General features: G+C 41.4%; 15 protein-coding genes and 1 riboswitch. Of the genes, 10 read left to right on the top strand and 5 right to left on the bottom strand.

Going from position 1 to position 18,464, the window contains the following annotated elements:
- Window positions 1-80: 80 nt before the first annotated feature.
- From hdcA to hisS, 3 genes are all read left to right on the top strand, one after another.
- Window positions 81-1,016: a histidine decarboxylase, pyruvoyl type gene (gene hdcA, locus HMPREF0549_RS01555; protein ID WP_003716497.1), complete on the top strand. Its 936-nt coding sequence runs from the start codon at window positions 81-83 to the stop codon at window positions 1,014-1,016.
- A 145-nt stretch (window positions 1,017-1,161) separates the two neighbouring features.
- Complete coding sequence (gene hdcB, locus HMPREF0549_RS01560) at window positions 1,162-1,686, top strand: histidine decarboxylase maturation protein HdcB (RefSeq protein WP_003716498.1); 525 nt, start codon at window positions 1,162-1,164, stop codon at window positions 1,684-1,686.
- A gap of 330 nt (window positions 1,687-2,016) precedes the next feature.
- Complete coding sequence (hisS, locus tag HMPREF0549_RS01565) at window positions 2,017-3,318, top strand: histidine--tRNA ligase (RefSeq protein ID WP_003716499.1); 1,302 nt, start codon at window positions 2,017-2,019, stop codon at window positions 3,316-3,318.
- Window positions 3,319-3,420: 102 nt separating this feature from the next.
- On the opposite strand, the gene HMPREF0549_RS01570 is transcribed toward hisS, so the two are convergent.
- Complete coding sequence (locus tag HMPREF0549_RS01570) at window positions 3,421-4,596, bottom strand: MFS transporter (protein WP_003716500.1); 1,176 nt, start codon at window positions 4,594-4,596, stop codon at window positions 3,421-3,423.
- Window positions 4,597-4,983: 387 nt separating this feature from the next.
- Complete coding sequence (locus HMPREF0549_RS01575; protein ID WP_003716501.1) at window positions 4,984-5,925, bottom strand: LysR family transcriptional regulator; 942 nt, start codon at window positions 5,923-5,925, stop codon at window positions 4,984-4,986.
- A gap of 127 nt (window positions 5,926-6,052) precedes the next feature.
- Between HMPREF0549_RS01575 and metE the strand changes: the two genes are divergently transcribed.
- Entirely contained in the window at window positions 6,053-8,320 is a 2,268-nt protein-coding gene (metE, locus tag HMPREF0549_RS01580; RefSeq protein ID WP_003716502.1) for a 5-methyltetrahydropteroyltriglutamate--homocysteine S-methyltransferase, read from the top strand.
- Window positions 8,321-9,166: a methylenetetrahydrofolate reductase [NAD(P)H] gene (metF, locus tag HMPREF0549_RS01585; protein WP_003716503.1), complete on the top strand. Its 846-nt coding sequence runs from the start codon at window positions 8,321-8,323 to the stop codon at window positions 9,164-9,166.
- A gap of 75 nt (window positions 9,167-9,241) precedes the next feature.
- Here the strand turns inward: metF and nhaC are convergent, their stop codons facing one another.
- On the bottom strand, window positions 9,242-10,609 hold the full coding sequence (gene nhaC / locus HMPREF0549_RS01590) for a Na+/H+ antiporter NhaC (protein ID WP_003716504.1): 1,368 nt from the start codon (window positions 10,607-10,609) through the stop codon (window positions 9,242-9,244).
- A 398-nt stretch (window positions 10,610-11,007) separates the two neighbouring features.
- Window positions 11,008-12,333, bottom strand: a complete 1,326-nt coding sequence (locus HMPREF0549_RS01595; RefSeq protein ID WP_373878832.1) for a nucleobase:cation symporter-2 family protein — start codon at window positions 12,331-12,333, stop codon at window positions 11,008-11,010.
- 54 nt (window positions 12,334-12,387) lie between these two features.
- A riboswitch (purine riboswitch) is annotated at window positions 12,388-12,486 on the bottom strand.
- An 82-nt stretch (window positions 12,487-12,568) separates the two neighbouring features.
- Here HMPREF0549_RS01595 and HMPREF0549_RS01600 point away from each other — a divergent pair.
- Window positions 12,569-13,999, top strand: coding sequence for a C69 family dipeptidase (locus tag HMPREF0549_RS01600; RefSeq protein WP_003716507.1), 1,431 nt, complete (start codon window positions 12,569-12,571; stop codon window positions 13,997-13,999).
- 393 nt (window positions 14,000-14,392) lie between these two features.
- Here HMPREF0549_RS01600 and HMPREF0549_RS01605 read toward each other — a convergent pair whose 3' ends face one another.
- Window positions 14,393-15,310, bottom strand: coding sequence for a magnesium transporter CorA family protein (locus HMPREF0549_RS01605; RefSeq protein WP_003716508.1), 918 nt, complete (start codon window positions 15,308-15,310; stop codon window positions 14,393-14,395).
- Between the two features lie 145 nt (window positions 15,311-15,455).
- On the opposite strand from HMPREF0549_RS01605, the gene HMPREF0549_RS01610 reads away from it, so the two are divergent.
- From HMPREF0549_RS01610 to trxA, 4 genes are read left to right on the top strand one after another with little or no spacing between them, the layout of a single operon-like run.
- Window positions 15,456-16,433: a choloylglycine hydrolase family protein gene (locus HMPREF0549_RS01610; protein ID WP_040530699.1), complete on the top strand. Its 978-nt coding sequence runs from the start codon at window positions 15,456-15,458 to the stop codon at window positions 16,431-16,433.
- Window positions 16,433-17,335 carry an RluA family pseudouridine synthase gene (locus HMPREF0549_RS01615; protein WP_003716510.1) on the top strand — a complete coding sequence of 301 codons (903 nt, stop codon included), beginning with the start codon at window positions 16,433-16,435 and terminating at the stop codon, window positions 17,333-17,335. Before HMPREF0549_RS01610 ends, HMPREF0549_RS01615 begins: the two co-directional genes overlap by 1 nt.
- Window positions 17,336-17,357: 22 nt before the next feature.
- A complete protein-coding gene (locus HMPREF0549_RS01620; protein ID WP_003716511.1) occupies window positions 17,358-18,119 on the top strand; it encodes a DUF475 domain-containing protein in 762 nt (253 codons plus the stop codon).
- Between the two features lie 2 nt (window positions 18,120-18,121).
- A complete protein-coding gene (gene trxA / locus HMPREF0549_RS01625) occupies window positions 18,122-18,436 on the top strand; it encodes a thioredoxin (protein ID WP_003716512.1) in 315 nt (104 codons plus the stop codon).
- Window positions 18,437-18,464 lie beyond the last annotated feature (28 nt).

Below are 18,464 nucleotides of genomic sequence, written 5' to 3' on the forward strand. Positions count from 1 at the left end.
CTGAGGCTTGTAAGGAATAGGAAGCGCTTTCGTTCGTTGCTATTGTTGTAACTTTTGTTTTAATTAATGGAGGTCTAATTATGTCCGAATTAGATACGAAACTTAATAAGCTTGGCGTTGACCGTATTGCTATTAGTCCATACAAGCAATGGAGTCGTGGCTACATGGAACCAGGAAACCTTGGTAACGGTTATGTAACTGGTTTGAAAGTTGATGCTGGTGTTCGTGACAAGACTGATGATGATGTCTTAGATGGTATTGTTTCATACGATCGTGCCGAAACTAAGAATGCTTACATTGGTCAAATTAACATGACCACTGCTTCATCATTTACCGGTCCTCAAGGTCACTGTATTGGTTATGACCTATTGAGAAACCCTGAAGTTGATAAAGCTGAACCACTCTTTACTGAAAAGCAATGGGATGGCAGTGAATTACCAATTTACGATGCTAAGCCATTACAAGATGCCTTAGTTGAATACTTTGGTGTGAATGATGATCGTCGTCACTACCCAGCTCCAGGTTCATTCATTGTTTGTGCTAACAAGGGTGTTACTGCAGAACGGCCAATGAATGATGCAGATATGAAGCCTGGTCAAGGCTATGGTGTTTGGTCAGCAATTGCTCTTTCCTTTGCTAAGGATCCTTCAAAGGACTCCAGTATGTTTATTGAAGATGCTGGTGTTTGGGAAACTCCTAACGAAGACGAACTAATTGAATACCTTAAGGGCCGTCGGAAGGCAATCGCTAAGTCAATTGCAGAGTGTGGTCAAGATGCTAATACTTCATTCAAGAGTTCATGGATTGGCTTTGCTCACACGATGATGGAACCAGGACAAATCGGTAACGCAATTACGGTTGCTCCTTATGTTTCAATGCCAGTTGATTCCATTCCTGGTGGTTCTATCTTGACACCAGATAAGGATATGGAAATCATGGAAGACTTAACCATGCCAGAATGGCTCGACAAGATGGGTTACAAGTCATTAACTGCTAATGGCGCTGTTAAATACTAATAGTAAACAATATAAGTCTTTTTAGTCAGCTATCTATTAACAGCAGTTTTTAAATTCCCTTCCAGAATGTCTTCTAGTCTTTTTGATAGGAAGAGGGTATTCAATTATATCCCTCTTCCTTTTATCGGTTAGGTTGTGTTGATTTATGACAGATAATTATAACGTAAGTGTTCAGCGGATTAAGAAAGTAGTTCCTGCTTCACTCATTACCAGTGAATTTAAACAAGCGATAGAAAGAATAAATGAACGGATGTCACAAGTAATTGTAAATGATAAACATGGCAGTAAAGAAATACTAATGACATCAATTCATAATTTTTATCGGTATGCTGATGGTGAGATTACTCCATTTGCAAAGTCTGGAGTTAAAAGTGTGGAATTTATTAAAGGAACTCCACACGGCAAAGTGGTAATTAATTTTCTCGATTCAGGTTGCCTTCAATTAGATGATATTATTAGTGGTCGAGCATTTGATTTCATTCAGGATATTAAGCCACGGGAGATTAACCATGCAGGGTATGATAATACAATTCGTGGTGAATTCCCTCAATTACTTGATCCTGATCATGCCGAAGAAATTGATCGGTTAAGACGCTGGATGCAAGATGGACATATTAGTCATTACGAATATGATGATGCTAATCCAGTTTATCCAAAAGCTGGAAAGTAAAACGTGGTAAATGCATATTGACAAATTCATATGATCGTTTATCATTTAATTCAAGAGCAGTATTAATTTAATACTTGTTCTTCAAAAAGATTAGTCGACTAATTCTTTTTATTGATTTGAGAAACATCTTTAATTCACATTTTGCTTATGTGAATACTAAAAATATTTCGTGATGGGGAGCGTTATTACCCCGGCGGGTGGTTATACCATTTACCCGGTGGAACACTTTACCTTGATGGTAGGTGTGAATTAAGGTAGTATATAAAGGCTCTTCATAAGTCATTAGACTTACTGAGGAGCCTTTTTATTTGAAAAGGTGGGTTCTATAATATGGCAAAAGCTAAAGTTAATTATCAACGGCCACGTGGTACTGTTGATATTTTGCCTGGTGAAAGTGAACTATGGCAAAAAGTTGAAAATGTTGCACGGAATACATTCGCAGAATTTGGTTATTCAGAAATTCGAACACCGATGTTTGAAGACTATAATGTTTTTGCACGGAATGTCGGTGACACTTCTGATATTGTTGAAAAACAAATGTATGACTTTCACGATAAGGGTGATCGTCACATTGCTTTACGACCAGAAGGAACTGCTGGTGTTGTTCGGGCTTATGTACAGAATAAGTTGTTTGGACCTGAATATGCTAAGCCATACAAGGTTTATTACATGGGCCCAATGTTCCGTTATGAACGGCCAGAGTCAGGTCGCCAACGCCAATTTACTCAAATCGGTTGTGAAGCTCTAAATAGCGAGTCCCCACAAATTGATGCGGAAGTAATTCTTGAAGCATTAATGTTCTTCAAGCGATTAGGAATTTCCGGATTGCGAGTTGCAATTAATACTCTTGGTGATAAAGAAACTCGTGATAACTACCGTCAAGCCTTGATTGATTACTTAAAGCCACATTATGATGAACTTAGTGACGATTCTAAGGAACGTTTATATAAGAACCCATTACGTGTCCTTGATAGTAAGGATGAGACTGATAAGAAGATTGTTGCAGATGCCCCTTCAATTCTGGATTCATTGAGTGATTACTCTGCTAAGTACTTTGATTCAGTAAAGAGGATCCTTGATAAATTTAATGTTGACTATGTAGTTGATAATGAAATGGTTCGGGGATTGGATTATTATACTCACACCATTTTTGAAATTATGTCTAATTCATCAGTATTTGGCGGTGGTTACACGACAATTTGTGGTGGTGGTCGCTACAATGGATTGATTTCGCAAATTGGTGGTCCTGATGAGGGCGGTATTGGTTATGGTATTGGAGTTGAACGATTACTTCTTCTATTGAGACAAGAAAATAAGAGTTTTATTCCACAGCCGGGACTGGATTTATTCTTTGCCACTGTTGGCGAGGAGGCAGATGAATTTGCCTTTGAATTAATGGAACCGCTTCGTAATATGGGAATCAAAGTCGATAAGGATTATCAAGGCCTGAAAGTTGGTACTCAAATTAAGGAAGCAAGTCGGCGAAACAGTAAGTACTTTGCTGTTATTGGAGACAATGAAGTTTCGTCAAAAGAGATCGAGTTAAATCTCACTGAAGCGGACAGCAGTGAGAAAGGACAGAAAGTATCTATTGATGAACTTTTGAGTGATCCAGAAAAATATTTGAAGTAATATCAATTACTACACAATAGCAATGAAATAAATGGACAATGAAAAAAGAGTAATGGTCGGGACGGACACTTGACCATTACTCTTTTTCGTTAATTAGTAAATTTACTTGAGTTTGAGGCAGTAGTGATTAGTAATCATGATAGGAATGAAGGTAGTAAACATCAATAGGAAAGCGGTAATAAATAATGTGTTGTATGAATAAGCTTCGATAATAATTCCACCAAGAAGAGGACCGATTGCTCGGCCAATAGATACGGTACTGCTAATGAGACTTTGATATTGGCCTGATTTACTAACCGGCGTTATCTCAGAGATCCATGCCGGAATTCCTGGGATACTAAGCATATCGCCAATAGTTAAAACGATAAAATCAAGTGTGAAGCCCAGTAATGTATGAATAAATGGTAGAAAAAGGAAAGAAAAAGTGAAAAGAAGTAAACCAATATAAATTTGGACATGTAATTTAATGTAGGGAGCAAAATAGCTAATAATTGGCTGCCCAACAATAATAATTGCTCCATTTAAAGTCCAAAGAAGACTATATGCGACAAATGGGATGCCAAGATTAGTTATGTGTACCGACATGATACTTTCCCAAAGCGCATAAGCTAAGTAGATCATGATTAGATGAACAAAAATTGCATAAACGATAACTTTTCTAAGAGATTGATGGCTGTTAGCTTCATTGGAATTTGTTTTTTGCTTTTTCTTTATTTGTCTACGAAGAGGGACATTAAAACAAAAGAGAACTGTTAATAGGAAGATAACATAAAAACATGAAGCAATAATAAACGTTAATCTAATACTGATTGGGTATAAGATTCCCACCAGTAATGTTCCTAAAACAACCCCAACATTAAACGCAAGGTATACCATATTGTAAACAAAACGGGCATCCTTACTTGGAATAAAGTTACCAAATGAATTAATGATGGAAGCACAGATCCCATCCCCAAAACTAACAAAACAGATTAGAATTGGGAAAGCAGGCCAACTGTGACAAAAGATCATTAAAATAATCGCAAGGGTAGCGATAATGGCACCCAAAACGCTAGTAAGATATGCATTCCAACGATCAAATAAATAACCACCGATGTAGTTTCCCAATATCATAGTAATGGACATGATAAAAAGGACAATCCCGGCAACAGTTAGTGATTCTCCCAGGTGTTTGTTGATAAAAACTGTTGTTAGTGGCCAAAGAAATGCTGCACCTGTACTATTTAATAAACTTGCTAAAGCTAACCATTTTAGCTGAAGTGTCTTAGCTTTAGGCATAGAAAATTCCTCCTTATAAAGGAAGCGCTCACCTTTATTCTATTATAAAATGAGCTAGAGTGCGAGCCCGTTAAGACCTTCCGTTGGCTAACGATTTCTCCGACGAACGGCGACTTGCCGTCGGAGTCGGAGGTCGTTAGCTTGAGGAAGGTTAGGGCGAACACGTTTTTGACTTTGTGATAGTAGAACTTGAGGGAGCTTAGGCTGAACACGTTTCCGCTGTGTTGCAGTAGGACATGTTATCTCTAGCAAGTTCCTGGCGAACACGTTTGGACTATGTGACAGTAGAACGTTATCTTGAGGGAGCTTAGGCTAAACACGTTCCAACTCTGCTGTCAAGAACACCAAATAACAAACATAAAAAGGGTGTGAACCATATTCAAAGGCTCACACCCTTTCGTTTTCCTCACCAATAATTTTGAATCCGTAATCACGAATATGATTTTTAAGCAACTGAATAAATTTCAGGCTTAACTGGCTTGGCACAGTATGCTGATGTTGAGCAATCCCGATTGTTATGGGATCGTCGAGCTCTAAGGGAATAGCGACAATCTTATCATCATTAAGCTTGCTGCTAATGATTCCTGAACTGATGGTATAGCCATTCAGACCGACCATTAAGTTGAAAATAGTTGCACGGTCACTAACCTTAATCTCCTTTTTATGACTCAGAGTTGACTGAATCTCCTCGGAAAAGTAAAAGGAATTATTTTCACCTTGCTCAAAGGAGAGGTAGGGAAGCTCGGTCAGATCATTAAGGCTGATTGATTGTCGCTTTGCAAGGGGATTATAACGGCTTAAAAAGACGTGTGGCTTAGCAACAAAGAGTGGCGTAAATTTGAGGCCGTTCTCCGTTAATAATTTATTGATAATTCGTCGGTTAAAATTATTGATGTAGAGTACACCTAACTCACTCTTAAAGGCTCGTAGATCATTAAAAATATTTTCGGTTTCTGTCTCACGGAGAGTGAACTTATAAGTTGGTGAATTGATTTCCTTGATTAATTCTACAAAGGCATTAACAACGAAAGCATAGTGTTGTGCAGAAACAGCGAAGGACTGGTGAAGTGCTTGCTGATGTTTGAAACGGTCATCGAGCAGACGAACCTGATCCAGAATTTGTTTGGCATAATTCATGAATTCGCGCCCATCAGCAGTTAAACGGGCTCCTGAGTTGCTTCTTTGAAAGATTGTGATTCCCATTTCTCTTTCTAAATCCTTGATCGCGCTTGAAAGGCTGGGTTGGGTAAGGTAGAGTCGCTTAGCCGCTTCGTTAATTGAGCCGGTTTCAATCACGGCTTCTAAATATTCTAATTGTTTAATTCTCATTGGTCTGATCCTTTTTTATTTGCATTATAGTCTTTGCCTATATCCAGTTCAAATATTTAACAGTTATTCAATAGCAAAAATCCATGGTAGATTATTAGACAAATAAAAAGGCGAAAGAGATGAACGAATGATGACAACAACTACTACGATTATTGGCTTCCCCCGGATAGGTGAGAAGCGTGAATTGAAATTTGCTACTGAAAAATACTTTAAGAATAAGATTAGTCAAGAAGAGTTACGGACAACAGCAAAGGAACTGAGAAAAAGCAACTGGAAACTCCTTCAGCAGGAGGGGATCGATGCAATTCCGAGCAATGATTTTTCATACTACGATCAAACCTTAGATGCAGCTTTCCTATTTAATCTAGTTCCACAAGATGTTCAAGATTTACCGTTTTCTGAGTTGGATAAGTACTTTGCCCTAGCACGTGGTTACCAGGGTGAAGAAGGAAATGTTCTGGCTTGGCCAATGAAGAAGTGGTTTAACACCAATTATCACTACCTTGTTCCGCAGCTTAATCAGGATACCCACTTTAAGCTAACTGGAAATAAAATTTTTGCAGAGTTTGAAGAGGCAAAAAAATTAGGGATCATTACCCGCCCCGTATTAATTGGCCCCTTTACATTACTGAAGTTAAGCGAATATCAAAATGTGACTGCTCGTGACTTTATTAATGACGCTGTAACTGCCTATAAAGAAGTTTTTAATCGACTTGCAGACAGCGGGGCAAAATGGATTCAACTTGATGAGCCTGCCCTCGTTAAGGATTTAACTGCGGAAGATCACCAACTATTCAATGAACTCTACCAGCCACTATTGAACGCTAAAGGGAAACTAAAGGTTCTTTTGCAGACTTATTTTGGTGACGTTCGGGATATTTATGACGACTTGATCGAATTACCGTTTGATGGTCTTGGCCTTGACTTTGTTGAAGGAAAGCAGACACTCCAATTAGTTAGTCACCATTTTCCGGAAGACAAGACTCTTTTTGCCGGAATTGTTAACGGGAAAAATATTTGGCGGAATCATTATGATAAGAGTTTGACGCAACTCAAGAAAGCCGGAGTGAAGAAGCTTGTGGTTAGCACATCTTGTTCTTTACTCCATGTGCCAATTACAGTTAAAAATGAAAATTTTGAACCAGCTGTTAAGGAGCACTTTGCGTTTGCTGTAGAAAAGCTGGGTGAGCTTAATGATCTTGCAGCAATCTACGAAGGTTCTGCTAAAGAAAAGCTCCGTGCTAATCAGGAATTATTTGCTAAGCAACGGGTTCAGGAAGACGCTGAATTACATAAGCAAATTGCAAACCTGAAGGATGAAGATTTTGTTCGTCAACCAGCTCGTCAAGTACGAGAAAAGATCCAGAAAGCAGAATTTCACCTACCACTTTTACCAACCACAACGATCGGCTCCTTCCCACAAACTAAGGAAGTTCGGCAAACTCGCCGTCAGTTTCGTTGCCATGAAATTAATCAGGAACAATACGACAACTTCATTAAGGGAAAGATTGACGAATGGTTAAAGTGGCAAGAGAAGATCGGACTGGATGTTTTGGTACACGGGGAATTTGAACGGAATGATATGGTTGAATACTTTGGCCAGCACCTTTCGGGATATATATTCTCCAAGAATGCATGGGTTCAATCATACGGAACCCGTTGTGTTAAGCCACCAATTATTTGGGGTGATATTAAACGACAACAGCCAATTACCATTAAGTGGTCCAAGTACGCTCAAAGCCAAACCAAAAAACTGGTTAAGGGGATGCTGACAGGACCAGTAACCATCTTGAACTGGTCATTCCCTCGTGAAGATATTAGCTTAAGGGAATCAACGCTTCAGTTAGCTTTGGCTATCCAAAAGGAAGTCCTTGACCTAGAAGCTAACGGGATTAAGATTATTCAAATTGATGAGGCAGCCTTGAGAGAAAAGCTGCCGCTGAGAAAGTCTGATTGGTATTCTGAATACTTGAACTGGGCCATTCCGGCTTTCCGCTTAGTCCATAGCAAGGTCAAACCGGAAACCCAGATCCATACCCATATGTGTTACAGCGAGTTTTCCGATATTGTTCCGGCAATTGATGCGATGGATGCCGATGTTATTTCCTTTGAAGCCTCACGTTCTAATTTGGAAATCCTCGATACATTGAAGAAACAACATTTTGAAACGGAAGTGGGACCTGGAGTTTATGATATTCACTCACCACGAATTCCATCCGTTGACGAGGTGAAGGCAACAATCAACCGGATCCTTGCTAAGATTGCTGCTCCAAAGGTCTGGATTAATCCAGATTGTGGTCTAAAAACCCGTGGTGTTGAGGAAACAAGGGCTAGTTTAGCCAATGTAATTGAAGCAACTCGTGAAGTTCGTCGTCAGTTAGGAGAGGGTGATTAAATGACAACTTTATCGTACGAAGTCTTTCCGCCTAATTCGACGGTGGGGATCAATCATCTTAACCAGGTACTGACATCCCTGCGCGATCTTTCTCCAGATTTCATCAGTGTCACTTGTAACAGTAATACAAAACAACTTGCTCATGAAACGGTTAGGGTAGCGGATTACGTTGAGAACGATTGTCAGGTACCAGCAATGGCACATCTCCCTGCTTGGTATCTCAGCCGGGAAGACGTTGATCGAATCTTGGAACAATTGCGGGTATGCCATGTTGATCGGGTACTGGTGTTGCGGGGCGATGAACGACCAAAACTGGAAAAGAAAACTGACTTTGCCCATGCTAGTGACCTGATTGCTTATATCAAACAAAATTATCCTGATTTCCAAATTACCGGGGCTTGCTACCCGGAGAAACATCCCGAGTCACTGAGTATGGTAGATGAAATTCAACATTTAAAATTAAAGGTTGAATCGGGATGTGACCAAATAATTACCCAGCTTTTCTTGGATAATCACAGTTATTATCGGTTCCGTGAATTGTGTGCTATTGGCGGGATTGACGTACCAATTATTGCGGGCATTATGCCAGTTGTTAATGAACGACAAGCTAACCGAATTTTGCGGACCAGTGCAGTGACGGTTCCGGAGAAGTTTAAGGATATTCTGGCAAAATATCATGATCATCCCCAAGCACTGAAGCAAGCTGGCATCACCTATGCAATTGACCAAATCGTTGACTTAGTAACTAATGACGTGTCTGGGATCCACCTTTACACGATGAACCATTCAGATACTGCCCGACAGGTTAAGCAAAACATTGGATCGCTTTTCCGGGTTTGTTGCTAAGGGGAAGCTGGAAATTACTGGTAATAGTAAGAGGCCGGAAAAACATTTTGTCTTTCCGGCCTTTTCTTTTGTAATTTAATTTTTAGCGCGCTTCAATCCAATCCCAGTAAAACCACTGATAACGGAGAATACAGGTGAGAAGAGGCTAAAGAATGCAAATGGTAAGAAGTGAAGAACTGGCACATCTAAAGTGGAGGCTACGAACATCCCCGCAACTCCCCATGGGATCAGGTAGTTGATAACACTACCACCATCTTCAAGGACCCGACTAAGTGCTAGTGGAGAAAGCTTCATATCCTTAAAGGCACCCTTGAAGGCCCGTCCTGGAAGAATTACTGAAAGGTATTGTTCCCCGACAAAGAGGTTCACGCCAATTCCAGAAAGAATCGTGGTAAGAATTAGGCTTCCTGGAGTCTTAAGATGCTTAACAAGCGGATCCATAGCAGATTGAATAACGTTAAACTGCATCAAGATTCCCCCAAGTGAAAGGGTCACAATAATCAAGGATACGGTACCCATCATGCTTGTAATCCCACCACGAGAAAGAAGGGCGTTAACAGAAGCATCATTAGTGTGAGCCACAAATCCTTCGCTAATTAAGTTAGTTAAGGACTTAAGGGACGTGTGCGGATCTTGAATGAAAATCATAATTACGGTCACAATGATGTTGATAAATAGAGTTGGAATGGCTGGAACGTGACGCCAAGCACAGATAAAGAGCAATGTGATTGGCAGCAAGGCCCACCAGCTAATGCTGAAGTTGTTCATCAATGCTTGAGTAGTGTGAACGATCCTACTAGAGTTCATCCCGCTACCGCTTTGACCAATAATCCAGAAAAGAATAAATGAAACAATGAAGGATGGGATGGTGGACCACATCATGTTCTTAATGTGGGCAAATAAGTCGCTACCGGCAATTGCGGAGGCCAGGTTGGTAGAATCAGATAACGGAGACATCTTGTCACCAAAAACCGCACCAGAAATAATTGAACCAGCAATTAAAGCAGGGTTAATTCCCATTGCGTGACCAACAGCGAAAAGTGCTAACCCGATTGTTGAAATGGTTGTAAAGCCACTCCCGATTGAAACCCCAACTAGTGAGCAGACGAGGAAAGTAGAAGGAACGAACCACCGTGCACTGATAATCTTAAAGCCAATTACCATGATTGATGGAATAATCCCAGCTTTAATCCAAACGGCAATTAATGCCCCAATCAGGATAAAGATAAAAATAGGAATAATTGCTGTACCAATTCCGTCTTGGATCCCCTTATGAAGGTCGTCCCAAGAAGCTCCCCGTAGCTTTGCCCAAAGCATGATTAAGGCAATGACGAAGAGGACTGGAATTTGTGGGGAGAGCCCAAACCTAATAACGGCTGTCCCTAAAATAACTAACATAATTAGTAGGATACTAACTGCTTCACCGAATTTAATTGACTTCATAATTCAAATCTCCCTTATAAAATAATTGATTGGTTAGTGTTTGAATTGAAGTTGATAACGAATAATGCCACCACAATTTTTCATTTTTGCTCCTCCTTAATGAACTGATTGAATAAAAAATCCCGCTGATGAAATAATTCATCAACGGGACGATTTATTAACCGCGGTACCACCCACATACGCATTGATCTAATACGCTCTCGTATCAGGTGGTAACGGCACTGACTATGGCCGAGCAATCTTAAACTCGCGATAATTCATTAACTCCGCCTGACCGGTTCGCACATCCCCACCGGCTCTCTGACACCGAACGAAGCAATTACTGAAACGATAATTGTTGAAATTATTCTAGCGTGACCAAATTAAATTGTCAATACTATTATTAAAATTTAATGAGATTAATCTTTGGCTGGCTTTTCTTTTCCGTAACCGTTAAATAGCAAGTTGAGGACAACGGCAGCAACACTACCGACAACCACACCGTTACCCATCATAATCTGAAATTCAGTTGGTAAGAATTGGAAAATATGTGGGTACATGGTGACACCCAGTCCCAAGCCAACGGAAACGGAGGCGACAAGGATATTTCCGTTATCGGTAAAGTCGACCTTATGTAAGATTTGGATACCTTGGACACCAACGATTCCAAACATAACAATCATGGCACCACCAAGAACCGGATCAGGAATAACGGTAGCAAGAGCCCCAGCCTTAGGAAGTAATCCCAGAAGCAACAGCATGAAGGCTGCGTAGTAAACTGGTCGACGGGTCTTAACCCCAGACATTCGAATAACACCAACGTTTTCGGAGAATGTTGAGTATGGGAAGGTGTTAAAGAGGCCGCCAAGAATTGCGGCAATTCCTTCAGCACGATAGCCCCGTTTAATATCATCACTCGTGAGCTTTTGCCCGGTGACTTCACTCAGGGCGAAGAAGACCCCGGTAGACTCGATCATCGTTGTTAATGAAACCAAAATCATTGTGATCATGGCACTTCCGTTAAAGTGGGGGACACCAAAGAAGAATAGTTGCGGGGTATGGAGCCAGGCAGCTTCAGAAACCGGTTTTAATGAAACCATCCCCATTGCGCCGGCAACAAAGGATCCAATCAAAATTCCTAATAGGATGGCAATTGACTTCAAGAAGCCCTTTGCCCAGGCATTAAGGAGCAGGATTATCGCAATTGTGACGAAACCGATGAAGAGGTTTTTGGGATCACCAAATGAGTGGGCAGTCGGCATTCCACCACCAAGATCCTGAAAACCGACCGGAACCAGGGTAAATCCAATGATGGTGATTAACGAACCAGTAACAACGGGTGGAAAGAGTTTCTTTAGTCTGGAAAAAACTCCGGCAATCAGGAAAACAAAGATTCCGGCGGCGATGATTGCCCCGTACATGTAAGTGATTCCCAACTTACTCCCGATTGATTCCAGCGGGGTCACTGATTGAACAGCACAGCCCAGGACAACGGGGAGGCCAATCCCGGTTAGCGGGGTCCGCTTTAACTGAAGAAGTGTTGCAATCCCACACATAAAAATGTCGATTGAAACCAAGTAAGTCATCTGGATGGTCGAAAAGTGCAAATAATTACCAATTAACAACGGGACAAGAACATCCCCCGAATACATTGCTAATAAATGTTGAAAACCAAGTACCAGATCTTTAGGTGAAAATAAACCTTTTCGTTGGTGAGTGTTATTTACTGAACCTGTTTCGTCCACGATTAATCCTCCAATAAAAAAGAGACTGCTAACAAATGTCGCAGTCTCCAAACATAAACTAGTATTATTGCTTATAGTCCAAAGTTTAAGGCTTTGGGTAGAGACTCACCGACCATATTACGGTATTATATAGGCATATAGTGTTGTTATCCTACCACGACTTGAAAAAGCAAGCAAGTCGATTAGGCTAAAAGTGTTATTATATTAGTAAACGCAACCGAAAGGACGGGACAAAATGAGCGTCAAGAAAATGAGCAGTTGTACTGCAATGTTAGTTGGTAAAAACGCGTCAATTGATGGTTCAACCATGATTGCACGGAATGAAGATTATTACGATGGTGTTAACCCAAAGACTTTCCAGGTATATCCTGCTAAGGACTATACTGGTGAACACTTTAAGTCAACTTATAATGGCTTGGAAGTTGACTTGGATGGTCAAGGCTGTCGTTTTACCGCCACGACAAACGGTGACATTAATAACGGTCGGTGGGATGAACAAGGGATCAACGAGTATAACGTTGCGATGAGTGCATCCGAAACCGAAATGACTAACCCTCGAGTACTTGGCCACGACCCGCTTGTTGAAAAGGGTGTTGACGAAGACTCAATGGTTTACCTTGTTCTGCCATTCATCAAGAGTGCTCGTGAAGGTGTCCAACGACTTGGTCACTTAATTGAAACTTACGGGACTGGTGAAAGTAACGGGATTGCATTTAGTGATAACAATGAAGTCTGGTACTTTGAAACTGCTGGCGGTCACCAGTGGGTTGCTCAACGGATTCCGGATGATGCCTATGCAATTTGTCCTAATATCATGTGCATTGAAGAGGTTAACTTTGAAGATCCAGACAACTTTATGTTTGCCTCAACAATCCAACAATTTGTTCAAGACAATAATTTAAATCCATACCCAGGTAGTTTCAACTTCCGGAAGATTTTCGGAACTAATGACGAAGCTGACCAATATTACAACACCCCACGTTCATGGTATGGTCAAAAGCTGTTTACACCATCTGTTGAACAAGAACCAACCAGCTTGGACATTCCGTTCATCCAACGGGCAGAAAAGAAGCTGGCTGTTGAAGATATTGAATACTTCCTGTCATCACACTACAATGGCACACCATATGATCCAACCGGTTCGTATGCTTCTGGTGACGAAAAGGATCAAAAGAAGTTCCGTTCAATTGCCTTAGACCGGAACCAAAGCTCATGCATTTTGCAAATTCGGAATAACGTTCCGGCAGAATGTGCCGCAATTCAATGGATTAACTTTGGCTTCTTTGCGTACAGCCCATACGTTCCATTCTTTACGAACATTAATGCAACGCCGGCATCATACGATCACGCTGGCAACAAGGTTGATGACAGTGCATACTGGCTACAAAAACAATTGGAAGTAATCGTTGAACCTCGTTACCATGAATTTATTAACGAGGTAAATGCTTTCCGTGATGCTTCACAAAGCTATGCCGTTAAGCGGGTCGACATGATTACCGCCATTGCAAAAACCAAGCAAGGAGATGCCGTTACCGACTTCCTTACCAAGCGAAACGACAAGACCGCAACCCACGCCATGGACGCTACCAAGGACCTTCTCAACAGTCTTATCCACCAATCCCTCTTAAACTCCAAGTTCCAGTTTGAGAGAGGGGATAATTATTAAAAGAGTGCCTTTGCCCCAAAGAGTTTCCGGAAAGCTAGCGATTTCTCCTGACGAAGGCGACTTGCGCCTAGGAAGGAGGTCGCTAGCTCTAGGAAACTCGGGCAAAGCACGTTTAAAGTAGAGTGTGAGCCGTGACGGACTAGCAATCGAGTACTAAGGAATCCCGGACGATGATTGTTTTTACAATCAAGGACGGGATAGTTAGATGGAGATTGCGGTCACGGCGAGCAGATCTCGACTCAGCTGTCTAGAACGCTATCTCTAACCACACAAAAAAGCCTAAGTACATAGTCTTGTACTTAGGCTTTTCTACTTCAACTGAGCCAAAACGCGTTCACAGAGAAGCCCCTATAGACAACAACCATAGTGATAACGTGCTTCGTCTGCACTTCCTTATTTCCACCAATCCTTCCTAATTAGGAAGACAGCGCAGAGGATCATTAAGAGAATTGCAATTACGATGGTAATGATCCAGGAATAACTCTTGTTAGCCAGCGGTAGTGCGACGTTTTCACCATAAAATCCGGCAACGATGGTGGGGATGGAAAGAAGAATTGAATAAATTGTCAAAAACTTCATTGTTTGGTTTAGGTCACTATCCAGGACCTTGCTGTATGCATTTGAAACCCGGGCAGAGACATCAGAAGTCATTTGTGCCATTTCCAGTCCTTGCTGGGCTTCGACAATAACATCATCAAGGTCATTCCTCTGACGGGTCGACATGATCGGATTCATTCGTCGCTCGAATTCTTCCAGTAACGAAACGTTCCCTTTTAGTGAAGTAAGCATGTAGACCAAACCAGTTTCAATTTCCATAAATTCAGTAATGGCTTTTCGACCGGTACGCCCTTGAAGTGAGCGCTGGATTTGTTGCCGCTTTTGGTCAACCCGGCGTAAAGGTCCAAAGTAATCAGTTGACAAGCGGTACAGGACAGCGAGAACCAGATTTAATTTTTCAACAACGGTATCGCGATTCTGTAAACGTTTGAGTTGGTTAGCGATAGTTCCGTTAACAAAGTTAGTCTTAGCATTTGTGAATGTGATCAGGTTGTTATTTGTTAGCATAATACCGATTGGTGCGGTCTGTGGAGCAGTTACCTCGTGAGTTGGAACATAGACATCGAAGATCAGCAAAGTAACTCCAGCATCTGGATCAACTTCAACCCGAGCTTTTTCATAGGGGTCAATGGCATAGTCAAGCAGCTCCTTAGTAACCTCATACTTTTGGATAAGATCCTGCCGCTCGTGGGGGAGTGGTTCAAACACACTGATCCACCAGCTATGAGCGTTGATTCTCTCCGTACTTAACATTGCCGTTCATCCCCCTTGCGTAAATCGCTTATAATCCTATTCAACTATTTTAGCAGAGAAAAGTAAAGCAGTCTGAAGACAAAATGATAACTATTTCCCGGGAAATCAGATAAACTTAAGATAAAAAAAGGGGAGGTAAACCATCATGTGTACCAGTATTTATCAGGTAACATTTGATCATACTCACTTATTGGCGCGAACAATGGATTGGCCGGCCTTGGCAGTCTCACCGTTATTTGTTCCTCGACAATTCAAGTGGGCCACTGCATTTGATCACCGAATTTATACAAATAAATATGCAATGGTTGGCGGGGGAAGCCTTTCTGCAACTCGGATTGATGTATCAGATGGGGTTAATGAGCATGGTCTAATGGCGCAGAAACTGACATTTGCTAACGGAGCACACTATGTAGATGAGCGTAATCAGGGAAAAGTTCAGCTTGCAGCGTATGAATTTATCTTTTGGCTTCTCGGTAACTTTCGAACTGTCGCTGAAATTGAAGAGCACCTCGGTGAAGTTGAATTAATGAGTGAAAAGAATAGCGATACCAAGTATGGTAATCCTGAACTTCACTTTGCGGTTGCTGACCGGACGGGAAGAATTGTTGTGATTGAACCAACTCAAAACCCATTACGAGTAATTGAGAATCCCTTAGGCGTAGTGACTAACAGTCCTAATTTTGAAAAGCAGCTTCAGCAAATGGAAAAATACGTTGAATTTACACCAGCTTTTAACAAACATCGTGTCCCACTCAACACACCGCGGGTAACGACTGGCCGTCTTTCAGGGAAAACCAATCCGCCAGGTTATTATTCGCCAAGTGCCAGATTTGTTCGGGCTGCTTATTTAAAGGAACGATCAGATGTCCCACAGGATGAAAAGCATGGGGTGATCAGTGAGTGGCACCTCTTAGATAGCGTCACGGTTCCGCAAAATACTCGTCACCAGAGCACCTATTCCGTATACCGCGCAGTGACGGTGGCTGAGAGTCGCAGTTATTACTTTCAACCGTACCACCGCGGTGATATTACAAAATTGCAATTAACACCGGAAATGCTTAGCTGGGACAAGCCAAAAGTTTATCATGTCCCTGACCAATTAACTGTTCGGGAGGTTAAGTAATGGTTAACTATCAATGGCAGATTCAGGAACAGTTAGCCGCTAATCAGCCAGTGCTCTCCATTCGTGAGCTATTACAGCAACAATGGCTTCTTCCAAAACGGTTTGTTCACTATCTCCGTAGTCGTCGTCAAGTGTTGGTAAATGGCAAGTACCATTCAATGAACACGGCAATTCACCCTGGGGATCAGGTGGTGCTGCAATTTAGAGGGGATGAATTCCGCCACCCAGGTAATAATCAGTACATCCCAACAAACAATCCTAAGCTGGATGTGCTGTATGAAAATCGTGATTTACTGGTTGTTAACAAACCACGAGGCCAAAAGAGTCACCCTAATGAGACGGGAGAAACCGGAACGCTAATGAACGATGTTGCCGGCTATTTACACCATCAAGCATATATGGTTCACCGAATCGATCTGCAAACTAGCGGGGCGGTAATTGTGGCGAAGAATCCGGTTGTTGTGCCAATCTTAGACCGACTAATTAGTCTGGGAAAAATTCATCGGGAGTACCTAGCACTAGTTGAAGGTCAAATCAAAGGTAGCGGTGAGTGGGACTGGCCAATTGGAAATGATCCAAGTGATATTCGAAAAAGGAAGGTTAATGGTGAGCATTCACAACGGGCGCAAACCTTTTATCAAACGGTTAAGAGTAATTCAAAGTACTCCTTGGTTGATTTGAGGTTGGGAACGGGAAGAACGCACCAGTTAAGGGTCCATCTTGAATATAGTGGTCATCCAATTGTTGGCGATCCCATCTACAATCCTTCTTCAGCTGCCAAAATGCACTTGAACGGGTACAAGCAACGGTTAGTGGTGCCGTTTAGTAACCGGGAAATTACAATTACTGCGCCTCTTCCTGACTATTTTAGTCAGGATCTGGTAAAATACCATTTAGAATAGAGAAATTAAAGGAGGACATTGATTGTCACTTTTAGAAAAGCTTTATGGTCCATTTTTTGATGGTCATAATTGGGCAATGGTAATTACTTCGGGGCAGGATTGGCTGATTATCCTTTCCTTAGTATTGATTGAGTGTTTGCTTTCGGTTGATAACGCGATTGTGTTGGCCGCCCAAACACGAGTTTTACCAACGTTAAAGGAACAAGAAGAATCACTTTTCTACGGGATTTGGGGTTCGTACCTTTTCCGGTTTCTGGTTATTGGTTTAGGAACCTACTTGATCCACTTCTGGGAGATTAAGGTTCTTGGTTCTGTTTACCTAATGTACTTAGTTTACCGATTCTTCAGTGCTAAGTTTTCTCATAAGCAAAAGAAAGAAAAGAAACCGTTAATTCATCGTTTAGGCGGAAACTTGACGGGAAGAAAACTGTTCTGGTCGGTAGTTGCCCAGATTGAAATGATGGATATTATTTTCTCCATTGACTCCGTATTAGCATCCTTAGCAATTTCCAATAATCCGGTAATCGTCTTAATTGGGGGTATTATTGGGATTGCATGTATGCGTGGTGTCGCCGAAATTATTATGAAGTTAATGCGGAAGATTCCAGAACTGGAACCAATGGCGTATGTCTTAATTTTCATTATTGCAATTAAGCTCTTCTTAACCATCCCGGCAATCGACATTGAAATACCATCTGGTTACTTCGGGGCATTTGTCCTCATTGTCTTTATCGTTACGATGATCATTCACTATCTCCGTCAACCAAAACGAAAGGAAGAATAATAATGGCAACAGTTGTGACTGACCAGACCTTTGCTGAGTTGACTAGTTCTGCACCAGTAGTGGTGGTTGACTTTTGGGCTCCGTGGTGTGGTCCCTGCAAGATGATGGCTCCGGCATTGGAGAACATTGAAAAAAAGTATGCCGGTAAAATTAAGTTTTTGAAGTTGAATGTTGATGATAATAAAGAAATGGCTGCTAAATACAAAGTAATGAGCATCCCAACCCTGATCCTTTTTCGCGATGGCGTTGCTAAAGAAAAGGTAACGGGCTTCTACCCTGAAGCAAAGTTGGATCATTACTTTTCAAGAAAAATCTAAAAAACTGGGAACGGAAAATTTTTTCCGT

This window comes from Limosilactobacillus vaginalis DSM 5837 = ATCC 49540 (genome assembly GCF_000159435.1).
In the GTDB taxonomy this organism is placed as follows: Bacteria; Bacillota; Bacilli; order Lactobacillales; family Lactobacillaceae; genus Limosilactobacillus; species Limosilactobacillus vaginalis.